Here is a 19,293-nt window from a genome sequence, read left to right on the forward strand (position 1 = left end):
TTGCGCTTCTTTTTTTAAATTCTTGTTACAACGGGAATGTGAGTTCCTCAACGGGAATCGGTGTGATAAAATAAGGAAAGGCTGCCCTGAATGAGAGGGATGCTGTGAAAGAGAGGAACGAGCATGAAAACGATACTTGTATTTATCATTATCTTTTCCGTAGTGGTAGTGATTCACGAGTTTGGACACTACTTCTTTGCAAAACGGGCAGGTATTTTAGTAAGAGAGTTTGCCATCGGTATGGGGCCTAAATTGTTCGCGCATCAAGCGAAAGATGGGACGACCTACACGATTCGGATGCTGCCATTAGGCGGGTATGTCCAAATGGCGGGCTGGGGTGAAGATGAAACAGAATTAACACCAGGTATGCCAGTCTCCTTGGTTCAAGATGCAACTGGCAAAGTTATCAAAATCAATACGAGCAAAAAGATCCAATTGCCGCAAGCGATCCCTATGGAAGTGACCGACTTTGACTTGGAGGAGAAGTTGACGATCACAGGGTTCATCAATGGCAATGAACAAGAAGCGATTACGTACGCTGTGGATCATGATGCAACGATCATCCATGAAGATGGCGTTGAAGTTCGGATCGCACCTAAAGACGTTCAATTCCAGTCCGCAAAGCTTTGGCAGCGAATGCTGACGAATTTTGCTGGACCGATGAACAACTTTATTTTATCCTTGGTCTTATTCACTGGGTTGGTGTTTGCACAAGGTGGTGTTGCGAATCAAGATGCAACCATCGTGACAGGAATCGAAGCAGGAACACCGGCAGCTGAAGCAGGGCTGCAAAATGGCGATGAAATCTTAGCTGTCGAAGGTGTCGATGTTTCTAACTGGTCAGAATTAACGACTGAGATCCAAAAGTACCCAGATACTCAGATTGCTCTAGCAGTCAAACGAGGATCAGAAACACTTGATTTGACGGCAACTCCTGCGAGTCAAGAATCAGGGGAGACCACGATTGGTTTCTTAGGGATCACCGCTTCCTTAAAAACTGGGATCGGAGATATCTTACTGGGCGGCTTGCAAACGACCATTGACAATTCACTGGTGATTTTTAGAGCAGTCGGCAACTTGATTGCCCAACCAGATATCAATAAATTGGGTGGACCGGTAGCGATTTTCCAACTGTCTTCTCAAGCTGCATCGCAAGGGGTAACAACGGTGATCGCGATGATGGCGATGATTTCTATCAACTTGGGGATCTTTAATTTATTACCGATTCCTGGATTGGATGGCGGTAAGCTGGTTTTAAATATTTTAGAAGGTTTGCGAGGCAAGCCAATCAGCCAAGAAAAAGAAGGCATCATTACTCTGATTGGGTTTGGGTTTTTGATGCTGCTGATGGTTCTCGTTACCTGGAATGATATCCAACGTTTCTTCTTTTAAAAATAAGACGCACAAGCAAATCAATTGTTGATCGGGTGAACATGATTTTTTGTAGCAAAGGAGAAAAAAATGAAACAGTCAAAATGTTTGATTCCGACATTGCGGGAAACCCCCAGCGATGCGGAGACGTTAAGTCATCAACTGTTAGTTAGGGCAGGGTATATTCGACAAGTGGCGGCAGGCATTTATGTTTACTTGCCGCTAGCACAAAGGGTGTTAGAAAAGATCAAGCGGGTCATCCGTGAAGAATTGGCACAAATCGATGCCGTAGAGATGGCGATGCCTTCTTTGCTTCCGTATGAGCCATGGAAGGAGTCAGGACGTGCCTCATTGTATGGTGAATCCTTGTATCGATTAACAGATCGAAACGAACGAGAGATCGTTTTAGGACCTACTCATGAAGAGCCGTTTACGACATTGATCAAAAACGAGATCACGTCTTATAAACGGCTGCCATTGAGCTTGTATCAGATCCAAACGAAATATCGGGACGAACAGCGGCCGCGCTTTGGATTGATCCGCAGCCGCGAATTTATCATGCAAGATGGCTATTCCTTTCATGCCGATGAAGCCAGCTTAGATCAAACCTATAATCGTTACGAAATGGCTTATCATGCAATATTGAAACGCTGTGGGATCGAGTATCGGGCAGTGGTCGGGGACAATGGCTTGATGGGTGGCAGAGATTCGAAAGAATTTTTGGCATTGTCGGGGATCGGCGAAGAGCTGATCTGCTACTCGACCGAAAGCGATTATGTCGCCAATTGGAAATTAGCAACCAGTCAATACATCGCCAAAAAATCTCACGAGACCTATTTAGAATTACAAAAAGTTGTTCAGGATGAGCCTTTAACGTTAGAGGAGCTGGCGCAGGCATACGAAACAGACTTGCAAAAAATCGTTCAAGTATCTTTATTACTCGTTGACGAGCAAGTCATTATGGTGTTATTACGAGGCGATCACAGCCTCAATGAAACAAAGGTCAAGCATTACTTAGCCGCTGATCAAGTGAAGGTGCTGACTGTTGAGGAAGCGGAGTCTTATCTGACGAGTGAGACGCAGCTGCGCAGTCCCATTGCGCTTGCTGATTCGATCCAGTTGTACGCCGATCAGCATGTCCAAGATATGGCGAATCTGATCGTTCCAGCGGCAGAAAAACAAAGCTATTATCTCAATGCGAATGTGGGGCGTGATTTTCAACCATTAGCCTTTGCCGATTTTCGCTTGGTTCAAGAAGGTGATCCTTCCCCAGATGGAAAAGGAACCTTAACCTTTACGCGAGGAATCGAAGTTGGGCATATCTTCAAGTTAGGAACCAAGTACAGTGAGGCGCAAGAAGCGACGGTTGTCGATGAAAACGGCGATGAGCAGCCAATCATCATGGGCTGTTATGGGCTGGGGGTTTCTCGGCTGCTTTCAACGATCGTCGAACAATACGGCAATGAATTTGGGATCGATTGGCCCCAAGAAATTGCCCCATTTGATGTGCATATCATTCAAACGTCGATTGAAGATAGCTATCAAAATGCCTTAAGTGAAGAAGTAGAAGAAATGATGAACCAAGTCGGCTATCAAGTGCTGGTAGATGACCGCAATGAACGTGCAGGGGTCAAATTTGCAGATGCCGATTTGATTGGCTGTCCGATTCGCTTGACTATCGGTAAAAAAGCCGTAGAAGGCATCGTGGAGATCAAAATCAAGCATACTGGTGCGACCGTTGAAGTGAGAAAAGAAGAAGTCGCTTCGACCTTGACGATTTTGTTAGCCAATCAGGAATAAACAGGAACGAACAAGAATGAATAACAGATCGAGAGAGGAAATCCTTTCTCGATTTTTTAATGAAAATGAGGGCAAAAAGAGGTATACTAGTGAGTACTGAGAAAAGGAGGATCTTCAATTGTCAAAAGAAAGAGAGACCTTTGAGATATTATTAGACCAAATTGCAGCTGCCCCAAATCTTCGGCAGCATCCGTTGATGCAGACTGCCCAAATCAAACAAGTGACCGTGCATCGACAATCAAAAGCGTGGACGTTTTATTTCCAATTTGAACGTTTATTACCGGTGATGGTGTATCAGTCCTTTAAACAACATATTGAATTGGCGTTTAAAGAGATTGCGGAAGTTCGTATCATCATTGAAGCTCAAGATGGTTCCTTTGATGAGCAATTCATTCAAGAATATTGGCCATTAGCGTTAGCCAATCAAAATTGTGATCGACCACTGGTTCATCAAGTGATCAAAAACCAAATGCCTGTGCTGCAAGAGAACAAAGTGATTTTGCCAGTCAACAATGATGCGGTCATCACGATTTTGCAGCAGCAGTACTTGCCGATCATTGAGGAAAATTATAGTACCTTCGGCTTTCAAAAATTTCGGATCTTGCCGCAGCTAGACCAAGAGCAAGCGGAGGCGGCCTTAAAAGAACTTGAAGCACGCAAGGAAGAGCAAACAGCAGCGTTCCAACAACAAGCTGCTGAGAACTTAATGGCGCACGAGCAACGCAAAAAAGAAGTCAAAACAGTCGAATTTGACGGACCAATCGCCTTGGGACGTAATATTCCTGCCGATGAACCTGTGACACCGATGATCAATATCATCGAGGAAGAACGCCGAGTTACGATCCAAGGGTATGTCTTTGATAAAGAAGTCCGCGAATTGCGTTCAAAACGGAAGATTTTGATTTTGAAAATCACCGACTATACGTCATCGTTTAGTGTGAAAAAATTCTCCAACAATGAAAAAGATGAACAAGTTTTTGATGCCATCGCCAAAGGTAGTTGGGTCAAAGTACGCGGTAGCGTCCAAGAAGATACCTTCATGCGAGATCTCGTTATGAATGCGCAAGATTTGCTGGAAGTCAAACACGAAGCCCGCAAAGACTATGCACCTGAAGGCGAGAAACGGGTCGAACTCCACCTGCATTCCAATATGAGTACGATGGATGCCACCAACAACGTGGCGGATTTTGTCGCTCAAGCAGGCAAATGGGGCCATAAGGCGATTGCGATCACCGATCATGGTGGCGCACAAGGGTTTCCTGATGCCCATCATGCAGGAGAAAAGGCTGGTGTTAAAATTCTTTACGGTGTGGAAGCCAATATCGTGGATGACGGCGTAGCGGTTGCCTACAATCCTCAGCCTGTTCCACTGACCGATGCTACTTATATCGTGTTTGACGTGGAGACCACTGGGTTGTCTGCAGTATACGACACCATTATTGAGTTGGCTGCTGTGCGGATGCATAAAGGCAACGTGGAGGCATCCTTTGATGAATTTATCGATCCCGGTCATCCGTTATCGCGAACGACCGTAGAACTGACGGGAATCACCGATGAAATGGTTCGCGGGTCAAAATCAGAAGAAGAAGTCTTACGTTTGTTTCGTGAGTTTTCTGAAGGAGCCATTTTAGTTGCCCACAATGCGTCATTTGATATGGGCTTCTTAAATACCAGTTATCGAAAATACGGTATTCCAGAAGCGGAAAATCCGGTCATTGATACATTGGAACTCGCTCGTTATTTGTATCCAGAGTTTAAGCGATTCGGTTTAGGTGTCCTTTCCAAAAAATTCGGCGTCAGCTTAGAACAACATCACCGAGCGATCTACGATGCCGAGGCAACCGGTCATTTAGCATGGATCTTTGTCAAAGAAGCGATGGAAAAACATGACATGCTACTGCACGAAGAGTTGAACCGACACGTGGGGGGTGAGAACTCCTATAAAGCAGCTCGGCCTTTCCATGCCACGATTTTAGCCCGAACACAGGCGGGATTGAAGAATTTATTCAAGCTAATCTCGATGTCGAATGTGAAGTACTTCCATGATAAAGTTCCGCGGATCCCGCGCTCAGAATTGGTGAAATTGCGGGAAGGATTGTTAGTCGGAACCGCTTGTGATAAAGGAGAAGTCTTTGTCGCAATGATGCAAAAAGGGGTCGATGCAGCACGAGAACTTGCCAAGTTTTATGACTATATCGAAGTCATGCCCAAAGCAGTTTATGCCCATCTTCTGGAAACGGAGCTCGTGAAAAGCGAAAAAGACCTAGAAGACATCATTCGGAATCTGGTAAAGATGGGGGAAGAGTTAGGGAAAATCGTTGTGGCTACTGGGAATGCCCATTACCTGAACGAAGAAGATGCCATTTATCGTAAGGTCTTGATCAATTCGATGGGGGGCGCCAATCCCTTGAATCGACATAGTTTACCGGATGTACATTTCCGAACAACCGATGAGATGCTGACCGCTTTTCAGTTTTTAGGTCCAGAAGTAGCGAAAGAAATTGTAGTGACGAACCCGAATAAAATCGCCGATCTTTGTGAAAAAGTCATTCCGGTAAAAGATGATCTGTATACACCAAAGATTCCCGGATCAGAACAAGAGATCACCGACTTAAGTTACAACCGTGCCAAAGAGTTATACGGCGATCCATTACCAGAGATCGTGGAAAAACGTTTGAAAAAAGAGCTTGATTCGATCATTGGGAACGGCTTTTCCGTGATCTATTTGATCTCACAAAAACTGGTTCATAAAAGCAATGAAGACGGCTATCTAGTAGGGTCACGGGGATCAGTCGGTTCTAGTTTCGTGGCAACCATGACGGGGATCACTGAGGTCAATCCATTAGCTCCTCATTATTATTGTCCCGATTGCCAGTATTCGGAGTTTTACGAAGACGGTTCGTATGGTTCTGGTTATGATATGCCAGAGAAAAAATGTCCAAAATGCGGCACCCGTCTGAACAAAGATGGCCACGATATTCCCTTTGAAACGTTCCTTGGTTTCCACGGCGATAAAGTACCCGATATCGATTTGAACTTCTCAGGAGAATATCAGCCAGAAGCCCATAACTATACGAAAGTACTCTTCGGTGAAGAATACGTCTATCGTGCAGGAACGATCGGTACCGTAGCCGACAAAACAGCCTTTGGTTTCGTAAAAGGCTTTGAGCGCGATCATAATCTTCATTATCGAGCAGCCGAGGTCGATCGCCTGGCAAAAGGTGCCACAGGCGTCAAACGGACGACTGGTCAGCACCCGGGGGGGATTATTGTTATTCCCGACTATATGGATGTCTATGATTTCACCCCGATCCAATACCCAGCGGATGATCAAAATGCGGAGTGGAAAACGACCCACTTTGATTTCCATTCGATTCATGACAATATCTTGAAGCTGGATATCCTCGGACACGATGATCCGACGGTCATTCGGATGCTGCAGGATCTATCAGGCATCGATCCAAAAACGATCCCCACCGATGATCCAGAAGTGATGCGTATTTTTGGCGGCACGGATGTGTTAGGTGTGACCGAAGAGCAGATCTATTCGAAAACCGGTACATTAGGCATCCCGGAATTTGGTACCCGCTTTGTGCGGGGGATGCTGGATCAAACCCATCCATCGACCTTTGCTGAACTCCTGCAGATCTCTGGTCTTTCCCATGGTACCGATGTATGGTTGGGCAATGCGGAAGAATTGATCCGTCGCGGAGATGCCAGCCTAGCGGAAGTAATCGGCTGTCGGGATGATATCATGGTGTATTTGATCCATGCTGGCTTAGATGACGGGATGGCCTTTAAAATCATGGAGACGGTCCGTAAAGGACAATGGAACAAGATTCCTGACGACTTGCGGGACACTTACTTGCAAGCGATGCGGGAGAACAATGTCCCTGAATGGTATATCGATTCTTGTTCGAAGATCAAGTACATGTTCCCGAAAGCCCATGCGGCGGCGTATGTTTTGATGGCGTTGCGGGTGGCTTACTTTAAAGTGTACTTCCCAATTCTCTATTACTGTGCTTATTTCTCTGTCCGAGCAGACGATTTTGATTTGATTGCCATGTCAAAAGGAAAAGACGCCGTAAAAGAACGGATGCAAGAAATCACTGACAAAGGATTGGATGCGTCAACGAAAGAAAAGAATCTGTTGACGGTTCTGGAGTTAGCCAATGAAATGTTAGAGCGCGGTTATGAATTTGGGATGATCGATCTGTATAAATCGGATGCGGAAAACTTCGTGATCGACGGGAAAAAATTGATCGCACCGTTCCGAGCAGTACCGAGTTTAGGGCTGAACGTAGCGAAACAAATCGTGGAAGCACGAAAAGATGGTCCCTTCTTATCGAAAGAAGACCTCGCCAATCGCGGGAAAGTTTCTAAGACATTGATTGAATACATGACGGATAACGGTGTTCTAAAAGATCTACCAGATGAAAATCAGTTGTCGTTGTTCGATATGTTGTAAGCCAACGGCTGTCCACTTAAAAAAATAAGCCCATCATCGCAGCATCTAGTATAGCTAGTTTCTGTATGATGGGCTTTTTTGTCTTGTTTATGAAGGTAACCTAAACAGCCACAATCTGGCGAAAATCAGAAAAATCGTGGTCTATAGTGACAAATCATAAGGGAGTTGCCGCTTGGACAGCGAATCAATCGAACCTTTACCATACAAAGAGAAGAAAAATACTCGTTACCGAAAGAAGCGAATGCCTTTGGCAACGAGTATTTTTCGACAAAGTTCGTTAACTAGCTAAAAAAAGAAAAAAAGCAAAACAGGCAGATACACCATGTACAGTAAGACGGAATAGCCTAGACATGAAGTTGCAAATTCTTCATCCCCTTGGTAGTTTCGTACAAGGATCGGGACAGAGTTTTGGACGGGCATGGAGGCTTGGATAATAAACACAGAAAGCATCAGTTCAGGAATAGGGATGATCCTGCTTAATAGCCATACAACGAGGGGCGAAAGAATGAAGCGACCAAATAGGACACCAGCAATGTCTTTGGTCATTCGCAAGTTCTTGAGCCCGCCAAAGTACACGATGATCCCGATAATAAACATTGATAGAGGCGTCGTTAAATCTGCTAGGTAGCTTCCAAGCCCATCAACAAAGGAGGGCAGTGGGAATGTGAACAGCATCCAGATCAAGCCGATAATGAAACCAATCAAGGCTGGCGAAAAAATCTTTTTTAGCATGACCAATGGATGAAAGGAAATGCGGGCTTCGCCGAAATCGGGGTTATCTTTTGCTAACTCAAAAATACCGATGGTCCAAAATAATGTCGTATTTACGATGTAGTACAACAACACATAGGGAACGGCTTTTTCACCAAAAATGGCTAAATTGATCGGTAAGCCGATGAAGATCGTATTGGAAAAGGTAAACATGGCGGAAAATGCCCCTTGGTGTTTGGTTTCAACTTGCGCGAAACGGCGCCATAAATAACCGGCGAAGTAAGTGATCATCATGGAAAGCAAAGGGATGATCATCCCGGAAACTAATGAGAGAAACTCGTCTTTCGTAAAGTTTTCAATGATCGTCAAAAACATATTGGCGGGTAATGAGACATTTAACACCAGTTTTGAAAACGTATCGGCGGTTCGATTAGAAAACCATTGTTTGTAAGACAACCAATAACCGATAAACATGAGACTGAAAATGACAAAAATATTGATATATGCTTGAAACATGCGCTCACCTCTCATTTACTATAGCGAAAGGAAATAGAAGAAGCAACTGATTCCCATTTGAAAACAACAAAAAACCAAACCGCCCAATGAGCGATTTGGTCAAGAATTACTTCCGTTGCTGCTTGCCAGCGTTACGACCTTTTCCGTTAGGCTTTGTCGTGTTCAACGCTTTTTTGACAGCTTCTGTTTTTTCAGGCGTTACGTCTTTACGAGGCGTAACTACCGTTTTAGGCGGATTTGCTTTCATTTCCGCTTCGACTTGGGCACGAATTTTTGGTTTCATGATGACATTCGTGATAAACGTTTGGATACAACTGAAGACCCCACCAACTACCCAGTAGAGTGTCACACCAGCTGGTGCACTCATGGACATGAAAACGATCATCAATGGAGAAACGATCAACATGGTTTTCATCGTTTTTTTCTGTTCTTCAGGAATCCCGATGGTTGAGATATATCCTTGTGCCAAGTAGGAAAGACCAGCAATCGCCACAAAGAGGATGCTTGGGTCGCCTAAAGATACGCCAAAGAATTCAGAGTTTTGGATTCCTTGTGTGTAACGAGCGGTGAAATAAAGAGCAGAGAAGATCGGCATCTGAATCAGCAAAGGGAGACATCCGATACCGCCAAACATACTGACGTTGTTTTCAGAGTAAATTTTTTGCATCTCCGCTTGCGCTTGCATTTGTTCTTCCCGAGTGGTCGCTTTTTTCAAATTGGCTTGCGCAATATCCACTTGAGGTTTCAGAAACTGCATTTTTTCACTTTGAACCATCGTTTTTCGAGACTGATGGATCCCTAATGGTAAGATAATGACACGGACAACGATCGTTACGGCGATGATCGCCCAGCCGTAAGACCAGTTGAAGTTTTCTACGAGCATCGTGATCATATCCCCTAATGGTTTCACCAAAAAGCGATAAATCATTCCTGTTTCTTTCGGCGTACCATCAGCATTGGTACTGACACAGCCTGATAATGCTAATAACAGGCCAAATAATCCTGATGAAAGCAGCCATTTATTCATTTTAGACATTCTATTCTTCCTCTTCACAATAAATTTAGACAAAAATAACTATACTAAAAAAGACCGACTATTTCAATGTACAAAGAGAAATTCATTGAAAAATCAATCTTTCGACTTAGAAAATATTCAATTGTTAATAGTACACTACATCAAAACTCCTACGCTCTTTGATAGCATCGTCTGGTTGGATGTCGATCTGATTTACTTTCCCAGCGGGTGAAGGAGAATCCTTAACCCCAGCAACAAAGGCATCGATGGCTTTGTCATCGCCAATTGCTTCAATCGAAACAGAACCATCCGCTTCGTTTTTTACAGATCCGGTGACGCCCAACTGATCGGCAAGCATTTTTGTGGTATAACGAAAGCCGACGCCTTGGACACGTCCTTGCACACGGATTCGTAGTTTCTTCATGGACAATCCCTCCTCTGCTTTTATGATAGCGTTTTTTCAGTAAAAGAACAAGTTAGATCGATTGACTCATGCTATAATGAATCGAGGTGACAAGATGAAAGAAATTCAATCGAAAAAAAATACCTTTATCAAGGAAATCAAAAAACTAACACAAAAAAAACATCGGACACAAACCAATACCTATTTGATCGATGGCTGGCATTTGGTGCAAGAAGCATTGCATGCACAAGTACCCATCAAAGCATTGTTGGTGACCCCGCGAGGGTTAAGTGAAGCCAACGGGCAACTCGATGATTATCAGGAAGAAAGCTATTTGATCACAGAGGAGATCGCAGCGATGCTTTCTGATTTGCCAACACCACAAGGGATTTTTGCCGTGGTGGAAAAGCAAGAACAAGACTTACAGACACTGACGGGCAATTGGCTGATTTTAGATAATGTGCAAGATCCTGGAAACGTTGGCACCATGATTCGAACAGCGGATGCCGCTGGATTCAGCGGGGTTTTTCTCGGCGAAGGAACAGCCGATCTCTACAGTACCAAAGTCTTGCGCAGCATGCAAGGGAGCAACTATCATCTGCCGATCGTAGAAGGAGCGATCCCACCATTTTTAAAGCAGCTGCAGGCAGCTGGTGTGGCGATTTATGGCACCGAGTTAAACAAAGAAGCAGTCCCTTATACCGAGCTTCCTAAAGGACAAGCGGCTGCCTTCATTTTAGGCAACGAGGGGCAAGGGGTCAATCAGGAACTGTTGGCATTGACCGATAAAAATCTATATATTCCTATCTATGGTCAGGCGGAATCATTGAACGTCGCCATTGCGGCAGGTATTTTGATGTATTTTGCTGTCAGCTAGATTTTTAAGGAACTGTTAAACTATTTGAATCTATTGCACCTCACCTAGAAACTTGCAGGAATAGGTGCTATACTTTGTCTTGTAACAATCAAGCAGATCAAAAAAGGTGGCAGACAAAAATTTATGACAGAAAAATGGCAAGAAGATAGCGAATATATGTCTTACGTGGCTGACCTGTTAGAAACAGAAGCTGTAAAAAAATTAGCCAACTTTGTGCAGCATATGAACTCCACACGTTTGGAACATTCGATCAGCGTCTCTTATTATAGTTACAAATTGGCCAAGAAATGGGGCGGCGATGCTCGTGCAACAGCTCGTGCAGGACTCCTTCATGATTTATTTTATTACGATTGGCGTACTACAAAGTTTGACGAAGGTACCCATGCGTACATGCATCCACGAATCGCAGTAAAAAATGCCGAAAAAATCACTGAACTTAGTGATCTAGAAAAAGATATCATCTTGAAACATATGTGGGGAGCAACGATTGCACCGCCACGCTATAAAGAAAGCTATATCGTCACGATGGTGGACAAATATTGTGCGATCAAAGAAGCATCAGAACCCCTTACAGACAGCATGAAAGAAAAATGGCAACAACGCTTCTGGAAGAAACATCGCACGATTCAATAAGAAAAAAGTTCTTCGAACCAACTGGTTCAAAGAACTTTTTTTGTTTGTTTAGCCAAAAATAAGTTGGAGGATCGCTGCTCCTGCATAGAGAATCAGTAAGGTGATCAATACCGTTAAATGTCGTCTTTTATGCATAAAAAGGATTGCCACAAATTCTCTTAAAAAGGCATTCGGTAAATAGTAAAAGGCAGTAGGTGCTCCGATACCATCCGCTTTAAGTTGGGCTTGATCTGCATAGAGACCAGCACGAAAAATATGGTAATTGTTTGAGGCAAAGATTGCTTTGTAGCCGTTTGGCTTAAGCGAATCCATGATTTCTTTCGAAAATTTCATGTTTTCATAAGTAGTCGTGGAATTTGTTTCCACTAAAATCTCACCTTCTGGTACGCCTTGGGCAATCGCATATTCTTTCATAGCAACAGCTTCCGGCAGCTGCTCATCGCTTCCTTGTCCGCCTGACATCAGTAATCGAGGCGCGGTTTTTTTCGCTTTAAATTGCGATTCGTAGAACGAGATCGCTGTATTGATGCGTTTTGCCAATAAAGGGGAGACCGTGGTGCCATTCAAAAGGCCTGCACCTAAGACGATGATAAAATCCTGATTATAGCGAGGATGGTTGAACTGATAAATGACTGAAATGGATAAAAAGTTCAAAAAGACTACAAACAGATACAAAAGACTTAGGGGAACAATGCCGAATAAGGTTCGGATCCAATCTGGGAAAAAGTGCAAAAGGGTATCTGAAAATAGTAAAACGGTCAAAACCACCGCTAAGATCAGGGTTAACAAATTGGCGATCGATCGCGATTCTCTTCGTAGTACGATAATGGAATTCCAGTAAAGAAAGACCACGAGTGTTGCCAAACCGAATAATAGTACAGCAACGAAGATTGCCAGTAAAACAGCGAGTAGACCACCTACGAGTATGTCTTGGGTTCGGTATAAATTAATGACTAAGTAGCCGCCAAAAGCCAGCACGAACAAATTAAAAAGCAAGCCATTTACAAGTTGGTGCTTGTTGCGCCGATAAGAAAATAAAAAAAGGCCGGCGAAGGCGACGGGTATCAAAATAAAGAAACTACCTGTCCGTAATTCTGAGACAGCTAAATAAATTAGCAGGGCTAGAATCGTCCAACAACATTCAAAAAAGAAAATATCCGGATCATCTTTTTTCTTGCGCCATTTTTGAACGACGATCACGCCCGACACATAGCTGATGGCAAAAATCAGCAATTGCGTAAGATCCATGTTTTTCACTCCTTTAACGATACACTTAGTATACCGAAAAATGGCAGAAATTGCTTGTTGCTAAGGTCAAAGTTGCTGAATTTCTTGCAATTCGCTAAAATGAAGGAAAGAAGGAGGAAGGAACATGCAATTAGGTGAAGTGATTCGCGTCGAACGACCCGCTTTTTATGTGATTGGAAAAGAGGGCAAGGGGTTAGCAGAAGAAGGTGCTTCTTGGGTACCAGCGCTTTGGGAACTTGCAACAAAGGATTTTGAAGAGATCGAATTTCTCGTAAGTGATCAAAAGGCAGAAGAACTGGAATTTTGGGGCTTGATGAGTGATGGCACCAATTGGTTAGAGCCTTGGCAAGAAACCGGTCGCTACTTGGCAGGCGTTCAAGTCCAGACAGAAAATTTTCCTCCTGTCGGTTGGGTCCGTTGGGAAATGCCCGCAATGACCTATCTCGTTGTAAAAACAGATGAAAAAAACTTAACGATGATGACTGAAAAAATGCTGATGGAAGTTTTACCAGAAAACAACGTCCAGTTGTCAGCAGCCATCCAAGAAAGGTATCTTCCTCTTTTTAAGGAAGGGGAAGTTGAATTGTTTTTCCCTGTGGAGCCATTGGCAACAGCAACGGTGGAAACAGTAGAATAAAAAAAATCTGTCCGAGAAGCAGTCTTTGCTTCGGACAGATTTTTTCGTTTAGGTTAAAAAAGATTACTGAAAAAGTTGGACACGCCGCGCCAAGCACGAACAAAGATGTTGGCTTTTTCCACCGTTTGTGTTGTGATCAATCCTGCAGTCTCGTCATGATCGGAATCATCAATATAACCAAGCGTATCAGCTGGAATCGAAGCACTTACGGTACCGACTTCTGTGCCCTCAGTCAATGGCGCTTGCAGGGCAGAATCACGATAATGCTCATTAAAGTCAATGGTTGTTTCAAAGGCGGTGGCATCCATATCTCCACGTACCCATAAGGTCAAACCTTGATTTAAGGCAACGGGCACACTCAATTCTTTCCCATCTTTGACTGCAACCGTCTGGGTATCTTCTAGTTGCGCATTTTCTGGTAAAATCTCTACTTGTTCCCAAGCGTCAAACGAGTAATCCATCAAACGGCCTGTTTCAATAAAACGAACACTAGGATTTTCTGCATGACCATTGACGTTTAGCACCACGGTGATGATTCGTTGCCCATCTTTAACGGCGGTTCCGACAAAGCAGGCGCCTGCCATATCTGTCGTACCAGTCTTCAGACCGTCGACACCATCTTTCGTATTCGTAAAACCTGGAAGCATCCAGTTCCAATTGACCATCTCGACAGGCGAATAGGAACCTTCACCAAATTGTTTTGTTGAAAGGCTGGTTACTTCCAAAACATCTGGAAAGTCTTGTAACAAATGACGGGCAATCAATGCCACATCTTTTGCGGATAGTTCGTTTTCATCAGTTGAAGTTGATCCTGGGTAAATATTTTCCCCAAGATAAGCATTGTTTAAGCCAGAAGCATTGACGATCTTTGCATCGGTGATGCCCCATGATTGCACTTTTTCTTGCATTAAATCCACAAAGGCACTTTCAGACCCAGCAATCAGCTCCGCGAGCGCGACGATTGCAGCATTTGCAGATTGGATATAACTGGCATCATACAGATCTTTTACTGTATAGGTAACGTCTTGATGCAAAGGGACATTTGATAAGTTAGGGGACACGCTGAGATTAGCGGCATAATCGGAAATCGGCACAGGATCATCCCAAGCGATCGTTCCTTGTTCTACTTGCTCAGCGACAAGGTAGAGGCTGATGATCTTGGTGATGGAGGCAATACCCATGGCTGTCTCGCCATCTTGATCATACAACACTTTCCCTGTGTCAAAATCAATGGAGTAAGCGGCTTTGGCGTCAATCGAAAAATCTTGGATCTCTTCGATGCTCATTGCTGTATCATCAGCATATGAAACGAGGGGGATGCCGACAGCAGCAAAGAGGATTGCCAAAGCAGCAACGAAGGAATACCCGAACTTGGTTATTTTCTGCATATATGTAGTAGCTCCTTTTAAGTTGTATCTAAGCAAAAATTTTAACAAAGAGTATCCGCTGTTGCAATACTCTAAGAGAAAACTTAGCATTTAATTGCGAGAAGACCGCTCAAAGGGGGAATGGGCGTTGTTAAACCATTTCAACCTAGAAGACCTAAGGGCAAAAGACAGCAAAAAAAACTTGCCTTCCTATTTAATAAAGAAGACAAGTTTTTCTGAATTGACATCGGGTCAAACGATTTCACTTAGCGACGATTGGAATGGATTCTCGGGTTTTGGTTTTGGGCTCTGACGGGAACTTTCACTGCTCTCGTTTCTTGTTGCATGGCCAATTTTGCTAAAAAGAATGTCCCAGCTAGTAACGCAGCTAAAGCAAAGATGGAAAAGAGTGAAATAAAGGTCGTTAACATAAAAATCCCTTCTTTCTGTTTAAAATAAATGTGGAAGGTAGGAATCGAACCTACACCTTAATCTATGAACGATCAAACATCACTCAACGGAACACCTTGTTCAACCACTTGTTAAGTTAATGATAGCATGGATTGCCAGGAAATGCTGATAAAAAGTCTGAGAATTGACCGAAGAAAATGTGAAGAAAACGTGAACTCGATCTTCTCATGTCCCTTAGGCGATTTTTGTCAAAGAATAGTGGCAATCTTCTGCTTCATCATATAAAGTAATAACGGAGCCTTTTTGTTCCAGGACTAAATGATAGCCAAATGTGTCCAGTAACACTAATCGCATCGGAGTCAGTTCAACAATGGAAACAGGCAACGGTTTGCCTTCGATGGTCAATGAATAATCATTGGCAATTTCTAAAATGACATCTTCTTTTGTCTTTGAAGTAAAACGCCAATTTCCAATGAAATTTTGGCGGTTTTCATTTTTTTGTTTTTCCTTTCGCAACAGCAAGGAGCTGACCACGCCCGTTGCTAGAGATAAACCAATCAATAGAGACCTTTTCTTCATTTATACACGTCCTATCACTTACGATTCATCTAGTTGCACCTTGTGAACAAGATGCCCGCTTCTGCACACTAGAAAATAATTGCCATAAGTATACCATGAGAAGGTAAAAAAGCATGGTACTTTAGTTTGAAGTTTAGAAGTTTTTATCAAAATATGCTATGATTCAAAAGAGCAGGTGAGAAAATGAATTATCCGAATACCCTCTTAGCCACGTTTCTCGTTCGAGACAACCGATTCATTGCCCGATGTCTAGTCGATGGGCAAGAAGTGATCGTCCATGTGAAAAATACGGGACGAGGAAAAGAACTATTGCACAAAGGGACACTCGTGACCCTCCAATATTGGGACAATCCGAAACGTAAAACCAATTACGATTTGATCTCAGTCAAGAAAGAAGACCAATGGATCAATATTGATAGTCAAGTACCCAATCGGTTAGCCTATGAAGGCCTTTTGGATGGCACGATCCAGTTGCCGAATATCAAAGGGAAAATTGCCCTCTTGCGGCGTGAAGTCGTCTATGGGATGTCTAAGTTTGATCTTTATTTTGAAACAGACGAACAAGAAAAAGGATTTATAGAAATTAAAGGGATGACACTTGAAAACAAGCAAATCGGCGCTTTCCCAGATGCGCCAACGATTCGCGGCTTGAAACACGTCAATGAATTGATCCATGCCAAAGAAGCAGGCTATTATGCGACGGTTTTGTTCATGATCCAATTTGAAGTGGTGCAAATCGCCACGATCCATCGACAGATGCAGCCGGATCTGGCCGATAAGATCGCTGAAGCGCAAAGCAAAGGTGTCGAAGTGTTTGCTTATAATTGCCAGGTAAACCAAGGGATGATCGCGGTCAAAGAACCGATCCCTTTTGATTTGAACGTCGAATTTGACGACCCCAATCTATAGAAGAAAGAAGGAAAACACATGATTCATTTAGGGATTATCGGCACAAATTGGATCACCGATCAATTTGTACAAGCAGCCCACGAAACCAAACGGTATCAATTGGTAGCCGTATACTCAAGAAAATTGGCCACAGCGCAACGCTTTGGGGAAAAATACGGGGATATCGAATATGCGACCGATTTGGCCACTTTTTTTGGCTTAGCTCATATGGACACGGTCTATATCGCTTCTCCGAACAGTTTGCACTTTGAACAAGCCAAGCAAGGTATTTTGGCAGGAAAAAATGTCATAGTGGAAAAGCCAGCCTTTTCGACACCAGAGGAAATGGCGGAGATCATTGACCTAGCAAACCAACAACAGGTTTTATTCTTTGAAGCAGCTCGCAACATTCATGAAGCGAGTTTTTCAACCGTAGCCGAATTCTTACCGACACGCGGTGCCATTCTTGGGGCGAACTTTTCTTATATGAAATACTCGTCTCGTTATGACGCTGTACTAGCTGGGGAGGAACCAAATATCTTTTCTCCACATTTTTCTGGCGGAGCTTTAGCCGACTTGGGTGTGTATCCAGTATATGCGGCGGTCGCTTGGTTTGGTAAACCGCAAGATGTTCATTATTTTGCCCGTAAATTACCGACTGGTGTAGATGGTATCGGAACCGCAGTGTTGCGCTATGCTGATTTTGATGTCACGATCCAAACAGGCAAAATCGCTGATTCAGAGTTGCGTTCAGAAATTTATTTTGAAGACGGGACATTAGATTTGAATGCCGTCAATGCTATTGAAGAAGCAGCATTTTATGAACGCCAAACAAAACAAACGCATCCATTAGCAGTCGCTGCTTTAGACAATCCGATGATCGAAGAAGCGCAAGACTTTGCAGACATCATTGAAAACAAAGATGATCCTAAACAAGGACAACGCTATGAGGAATGGGTGGAACTTGCCCGCAGTGTCAATGAAACCGTCTCTTTGATGCGTAAGCAGGCCGACATCATTTTTGATGCAGATAAAAAATAAGGAATGGAACATTTATGACAGTATTTGAATTGACACAATTGCCAGACGTCTGGCAGGAAAAATGGCAAGCGGCAGGATATCACGCACCGTCCTTGATCCAAGAAAAAACCTTTGGTCCTTTAAAAGACGGCGCGTCTGTCATAGGAATCTCACCGACCGGTTCAGGTAAAACGTTGGCGTATCTCTTGCCATTGTTAACGAAGGTTGAAAAAAAGCAAGGCAATCAGCTGTTGATTTTGACTTCTTCACAAGAATTAGCGATGCAAGTCACAGAAGTAGCACGGGAATGGGCCCAAGCCATTGGTTTGACCGTTCTGCCGCTAATTGGCGGCGCAAGTACAAAACGCCAAGTGGAAAAACTAAAAGACAAACCCGAGGTCTTGATCGGTACCCCAGGCCGTGTGTTAGAGTTGATCAAAGCCAAAAAAATCAAGACCCAGCAGCTGCAATCGTTGGTATTGGATGAGGTTGACCAATTATTGAAAGAGGGTGCCTTCACCCTGGCAGCCAAGATCAATCAAACATTACCAAAACAAATCCAGCGTAGTTTCTTTTCAGCAACCGCGAACGAAGTGATCGATGAGATTCGACCATTCGTGTCAAAAGAGCCGCTGATCATTGATGTTACCCAAGAAGATCAGAGCAAAGGCGTCATCCATCATTACTATTTGAACTATCCGCAACGACGAATCGTGGATGCTTTAAGACGCTTTGCTCATTTACCAAACTTTCAAGCTTTGGTTTTCTTCAATGAATTAAGCACTATGGGGAATGCGGAAGAAAAGCTATTGTTTCATGGCTTGCCGGTGGCATCTCTGGCATCTGATCAAAACAAACTTGCACGAAAAGGTGCATTAGAGAGCTTTCGTCAAGGAAAACTAGTGGAACTATTGACGACCGATGTTGCCTCTCGCGGCTTAGATGTCGTGGATCTGCCTTACGTGATCAATACAGAAGTCCCTTTAGAAAAAGAATCCTATTTACACCGGGCAGGACGCGTTGGGAGAATGGGCAAAGAAGGAACCGTCGTCACGATCGTTCAAGACCATTCCTTGAAGGATTTGAAAAAAATCGCGAATCAGTTGTCCATAGAACTCAAAGAAGTTTATCTGCATGGGGGACAGTTACACACAGAAGCTCCTGTTGTCGAAAAAGAAAGCAAGAAAGAAACGAAAACAGCAAGTGTGCAGAAAATTTCCAAGAAAACGCCTGAAAAATTACACACTCCTGTCAAAAAGAGCAAGAAAAAGACGAAAAAGCAAAAAGACAAAGGAAAAAGACGCCATTGAGCGTCTTTTTGTGTTACCATTAACGTTGTTTATTATTAG

16 protein-coding genes are annotated in these 19,293 nt (G+C 43.5%); 9 read left to right on the forward strand and 7 right to left on the reverse strand.

Going from position 1 to position 19,293, the window contains the following annotated elements:
• The first annotated feature begins 123 nt into the window (after positions 1-123).
• The 3 genes from rseP (at position 124) to A5883_RS04335 (ending at position 7,639) form a co-directional block, all read left to right on the forward strand.
• Positions 124-1,392 (forward strand): RIP metalloprotease RseP, encoded by a 1,269-nt coding sequence (gene rseP, locus A5883_RS04325; RefSeq protein WP_005229437.1) that lies wholly within the window; start codon positions 124-126, stop codon positions 1,390-1,392.
• 69 nt (positions 1,393-1,461) lie between these two features.
• On the forward strand, positions 1,462-3,171 hold the full coding sequence (locus A5883_RS04330) for a proline--tRNA ligase (protein WP_005229438.1): 1,710 nt from the start codon (positions 1,462-1,464) through the stop codon (positions 3,169-3,171).
• A gap of 118 nt (positions 3,172-3,289) precedes the next feature.
• The gene (locus A5883_RS04335) at positions 3,290-7,639 is read left to right on the forward strand and encodes a PolC-type DNA polymerase III (RefSeq protein WP_086338048.1); all 4,350 of its coding nucleotides are present in this window, start codon (positions 3,290-3,292) and stop codon (positions 7,637-7,639) included.
• A gap of 285 nt (positions 7,640-7,924) precedes the next feature.
• Here the strand turns inward: A5883_RS04335 and A5883_RS04340 are convergent, their stop codons facing one another.
• From A5883_RS04340 to A5883_RS04350, 3 genes are all read right to left on the reverse strand, one after another.
• Complete coding sequence (locus A5883_RS04340) at positions 7,925-8,866, reverse strand: AEC family transporter (RefSeq protein ID WP_086338049.1); 942 nt, start codon at positions 8,864-8,866, stop codon at positions 7,925-7,927.
• A 106-nt stretch (positions 8,867-8,972) separates the two neighbouring features.
• Positions 8,973-9,902, reverse strand: coding sequence for a membrane protein insertase YidC (yidC, locus tag A5883_RS04345; RefSeq protein WP_010749323.1), 930 nt, complete (start codon positions 9,900-9,902; stop codon positions 8,973-8,975).
• Positions 9,903-10,026: 124 nt separating this feature from the next.
• The gene (locus A5883_RS04350; RefSeq protein WP_086338050.1) at positions 10,027-10,305 is read right to left on the reverse strand and encodes an acylphosphatase; all 279 of its coding nucleotides are present in this window, start codon (positions 10,303-10,305) and stop codon (positions 10,027-10,029) included.
• A gap of 94 nt (positions 10,306-10,399) precedes the next feature.
• On the opposite strand from A5883_RS04350, the gene A5883_RS04355 reads away from it, so the two are divergent.
• Positions 10,400-11,161, forward strand: a complete 762-nt coding sequence (locus A5883_RS04355; RefSeq protein WP_010749325.1) for a TrmH family RNA methyltransferase — start codon at positions 10,400-10,402, stop codon at positions 11,159-11,161.
• A 123-nt stretch (positions 11,162-11,284) separates the two neighbouring features.
• Positions 11,285-11,794 (forward strand): HD domain-containing protein, encoded by a 510-nt coding sequence (locus A5883_RS04360; RefSeq protein WP_005229452.1) that lies wholly within the window; start codon positions 11,285-11,287, stop codon positions 11,792-11,794.
• 48 nt (positions 11,795-11,842) lie between these two features.
• Here the strand turns inward: A5883_RS04360 and A5883_RS04365 are convergent, their stop codons facing one another.
• Positions 11,843-13,042 carry a YdcF family protein gene (locus A5883_RS04365; protein WP_086338051.1) on the reverse strand — a complete coding sequence of 400 codons (1,200 nt, stop codon included), beginning with the start codon at positions 13,040-13,042 and terminating at the stop codon, positions 11,843-11,845.
• 124 nt (positions 13,043-13,166) lie between these two features.
• Here A5883_RS04365 and A5883_RS04370 point away from each other — a divergent pair, with 124 nt between their 5' ends.
• Positions 13,167-13,679, forward strand: a complete 513-nt coding sequence (locus A5883_RS04370) for a GyrI-like domain-containing protein (protein ID WP_086338052.1) — start codon at positions 13,167-13,169, stop codon at positions 13,677-13,679.
• Between the two features lie 53 nt (positions 13,680-13,732).
• Here the strand turns inward: A5883_RS04370 and A5883_RS04375 are convergent, their stop codons facing one another.
• The 3 genes from A5883_RS04375 to A5883_RS04380 all read right to left on the reverse strand — a co-directional run bounded on the left by A5883_RS04375 (position 13,733) and on the right by A5883_RS04380 (position 16,036).
• Positions 13,733-15,067, reverse strand: coding sequence for a serine hydrolase (locus A5883_RS04375; RefSeq protein WP_010749328.1), 1,335 nt, complete (start codon positions 15,065-15,067; stop codon positions 13,733-13,735).
• A gap of 245 nt (positions 15,068-15,312) precedes the next feature.
• On the reverse strand, positions 15,313-15,477 hold the full coding sequence (locus tag A5883_RS19100) for a hypothetical protein (RefSeq protein ID WP_005229460.1): 165 nt from the start codon (positions 15,475-15,477) through the stop codon (positions 15,313-15,315).
• 214 nt (positions 15,478-15,691) lie between these two features.
• Positions 15,692-16,036, reverse strand: a complete 345-nt coding sequence (locus A5883_RS04380) for a DUF4828 domain-containing protein (protein WP_016610747.1) — start codon at positions 16,034-16,036, stop codon at positions 15,692-15,694.
• A 183-nt stretch (positions 16,037-16,219) separates the two neighbouring features.
• On the opposite strand from A5883_RS04380, the gene sfsA reads away from it, so the two are divergent.
• From sfsA to A5883_RS04395, 3 genes are read left to right on the forward strand one after another with little or no spacing between them, the layout of a single operon-like run.
• Entirely contained in the window at positions 16,220-16,945 is a 726-nt protein-coding gene (gene sfsA / locus A5883_RS04385) for a DNA/RNA nuclease SfsA (RefSeq protein WP_086338053.1), read from the forward strand.
• Between the two features lie 18 nt (positions 16,946-16,963).
• The gene (locus tag A5883_RS04390; RefSeq protein ID WP_081116266.1) at positions 16,964-17,965 is read left to right on the forward strand and encodes a Gfo/Idh/MocA family protein; all 1,002 of its coding nucleotides are present in this window, start codon (positions 16,964-16,966) and stop codon (positions 17,963-17,965) included.
• A gap of 14 nt (positions 17,966-17,979) precedes the next feature.
• Complete coding sequence (locus tag A5883_RS04395) at positions 17,980-19,254, forward strand: DEAD/DEAH box helicase (RefSeq protein ID WP_086338054.1); 1,275 nt, start codon at positions 17,980-17,982, stop codon at positions 19,252-19,254.
• Positions 19,255-19,293 lie beyond the last annotated feature (39 nt).

The organism is Enterococcus sp. 5B3_DIV0040, from assembly GCF_002140755.1.
Lineage (GTDB): Bacteria > Bacillota > Bacilli > Lactobacillales > Enterococcaceae > Enterococcus_D > Enterococcus_D casseliflavus.

Excerpts from the sequence above, each read along its gene's own strand:
- A5883_RS04355 (WP_010749325.1), top strand. The coding sequence starts at position 10,400 with ATGAAAGAAATTCAATCGAAAAAAAATACCTTTATCAAGGAAATCAAA.
- A5883_RS04380 (WP_016610747.1), bottom strand. The coding sequence starts at position 16,036 with ATGAAGAAAAGGTCTCTATTGATTGGTTTATCTCTAGCAACGGGCGTG.
- A5883_RS04360 (WP_005229452.1), top strand. The coding sequence starts at position 11,285 with ATGACAGAAAAATGGCAAGAAGATAGCGAATATATGTCTTACGTGGCT.
- A5883_RS04365 (WP_086338051.1), bottom strand. The coding sequence starts at position 13,042 with ATGGATCTTACGCAATTGCTGATTTTTGCCATCAGCTATGTGTCGGGC.
- yidC (WP_010749323.1), bottom strand. The coding sequence starts at position 9,902 with ATGTCTAAAATGAATAAATGGCTGCTTTCATCAGGATTATTTGGCCTG.
- A5883_RS04330 (WP_005229438.1), top strand. The coding sequence starts at position 1,462 with ATGAAACAGTCAAAATGTTTGATTCCGACATTGCGGGAAACCCCCAGC.
- A5883_RS19100 (WP_005229460.1), bottom strand. The coding sequence starts at position 15,477 with ATGTTAACGACCTTTATTTCACTCTTTTCCATCTTTGCTTTAGCTGCG.
- A5883_RS04370 (WP_086338052.1), top strand. The coding sequence starts at position 13,167 with ATGCAATTAGGTGAAGTGATTCGCGTCGAACGACCCGCTTTTTATGTG.
- sfsA (WP_086338053.1), top strand. The coding sequence starts at position 16,220 with ATGAATTATCCGAATACCCTCTTAGCCACGTTTCTCGTTCGAGACAAC.
- A5883_RS04395 (WP_086338054.1), top strand. The coding sequence starts at position 17,980 with ATGACAGTATTTGAATTGACACAATTGCCAGACGTCTGGCAGGAAAAA.
- A5883_RS04390 (WP_081116266.1), top strand. The coding sequence starts at position 16,964 with ATGATTCATTTAGGGATTATCGGCACAAATTGGATCACCGATCAATTT.
- A5883_RS04340 (WP_086338049.1), bottom strand. The coding sequence starts at position 8,866 with ATGTTTCAAGCATATATCAATATTTTTGTCATTTTCAGTCTCATGTTT.
- rseP (WP_005229437.1), top strand. The coding sequence starts at position 124 with ATGAAAACGATACTTGTATTTATCATTATCTTTTCCGTAGTGGTAGTG.
- A5883_RS04350 (WP_086338050.1), bottom strand. The coding sequence starts at position 10,305 with ATGAAGAAACTACGAATCCGTGTGCAAGGACGTGTCCAAGGCGTCGGC.
- A5883_RS04375 (WP_010749328.1), bottom strand. The coding sequence starts at position 15,067 with ATGCAGAAAATAACCAAGTTCGGGTATTCCTTCGTTGCTGCTTTGGCA.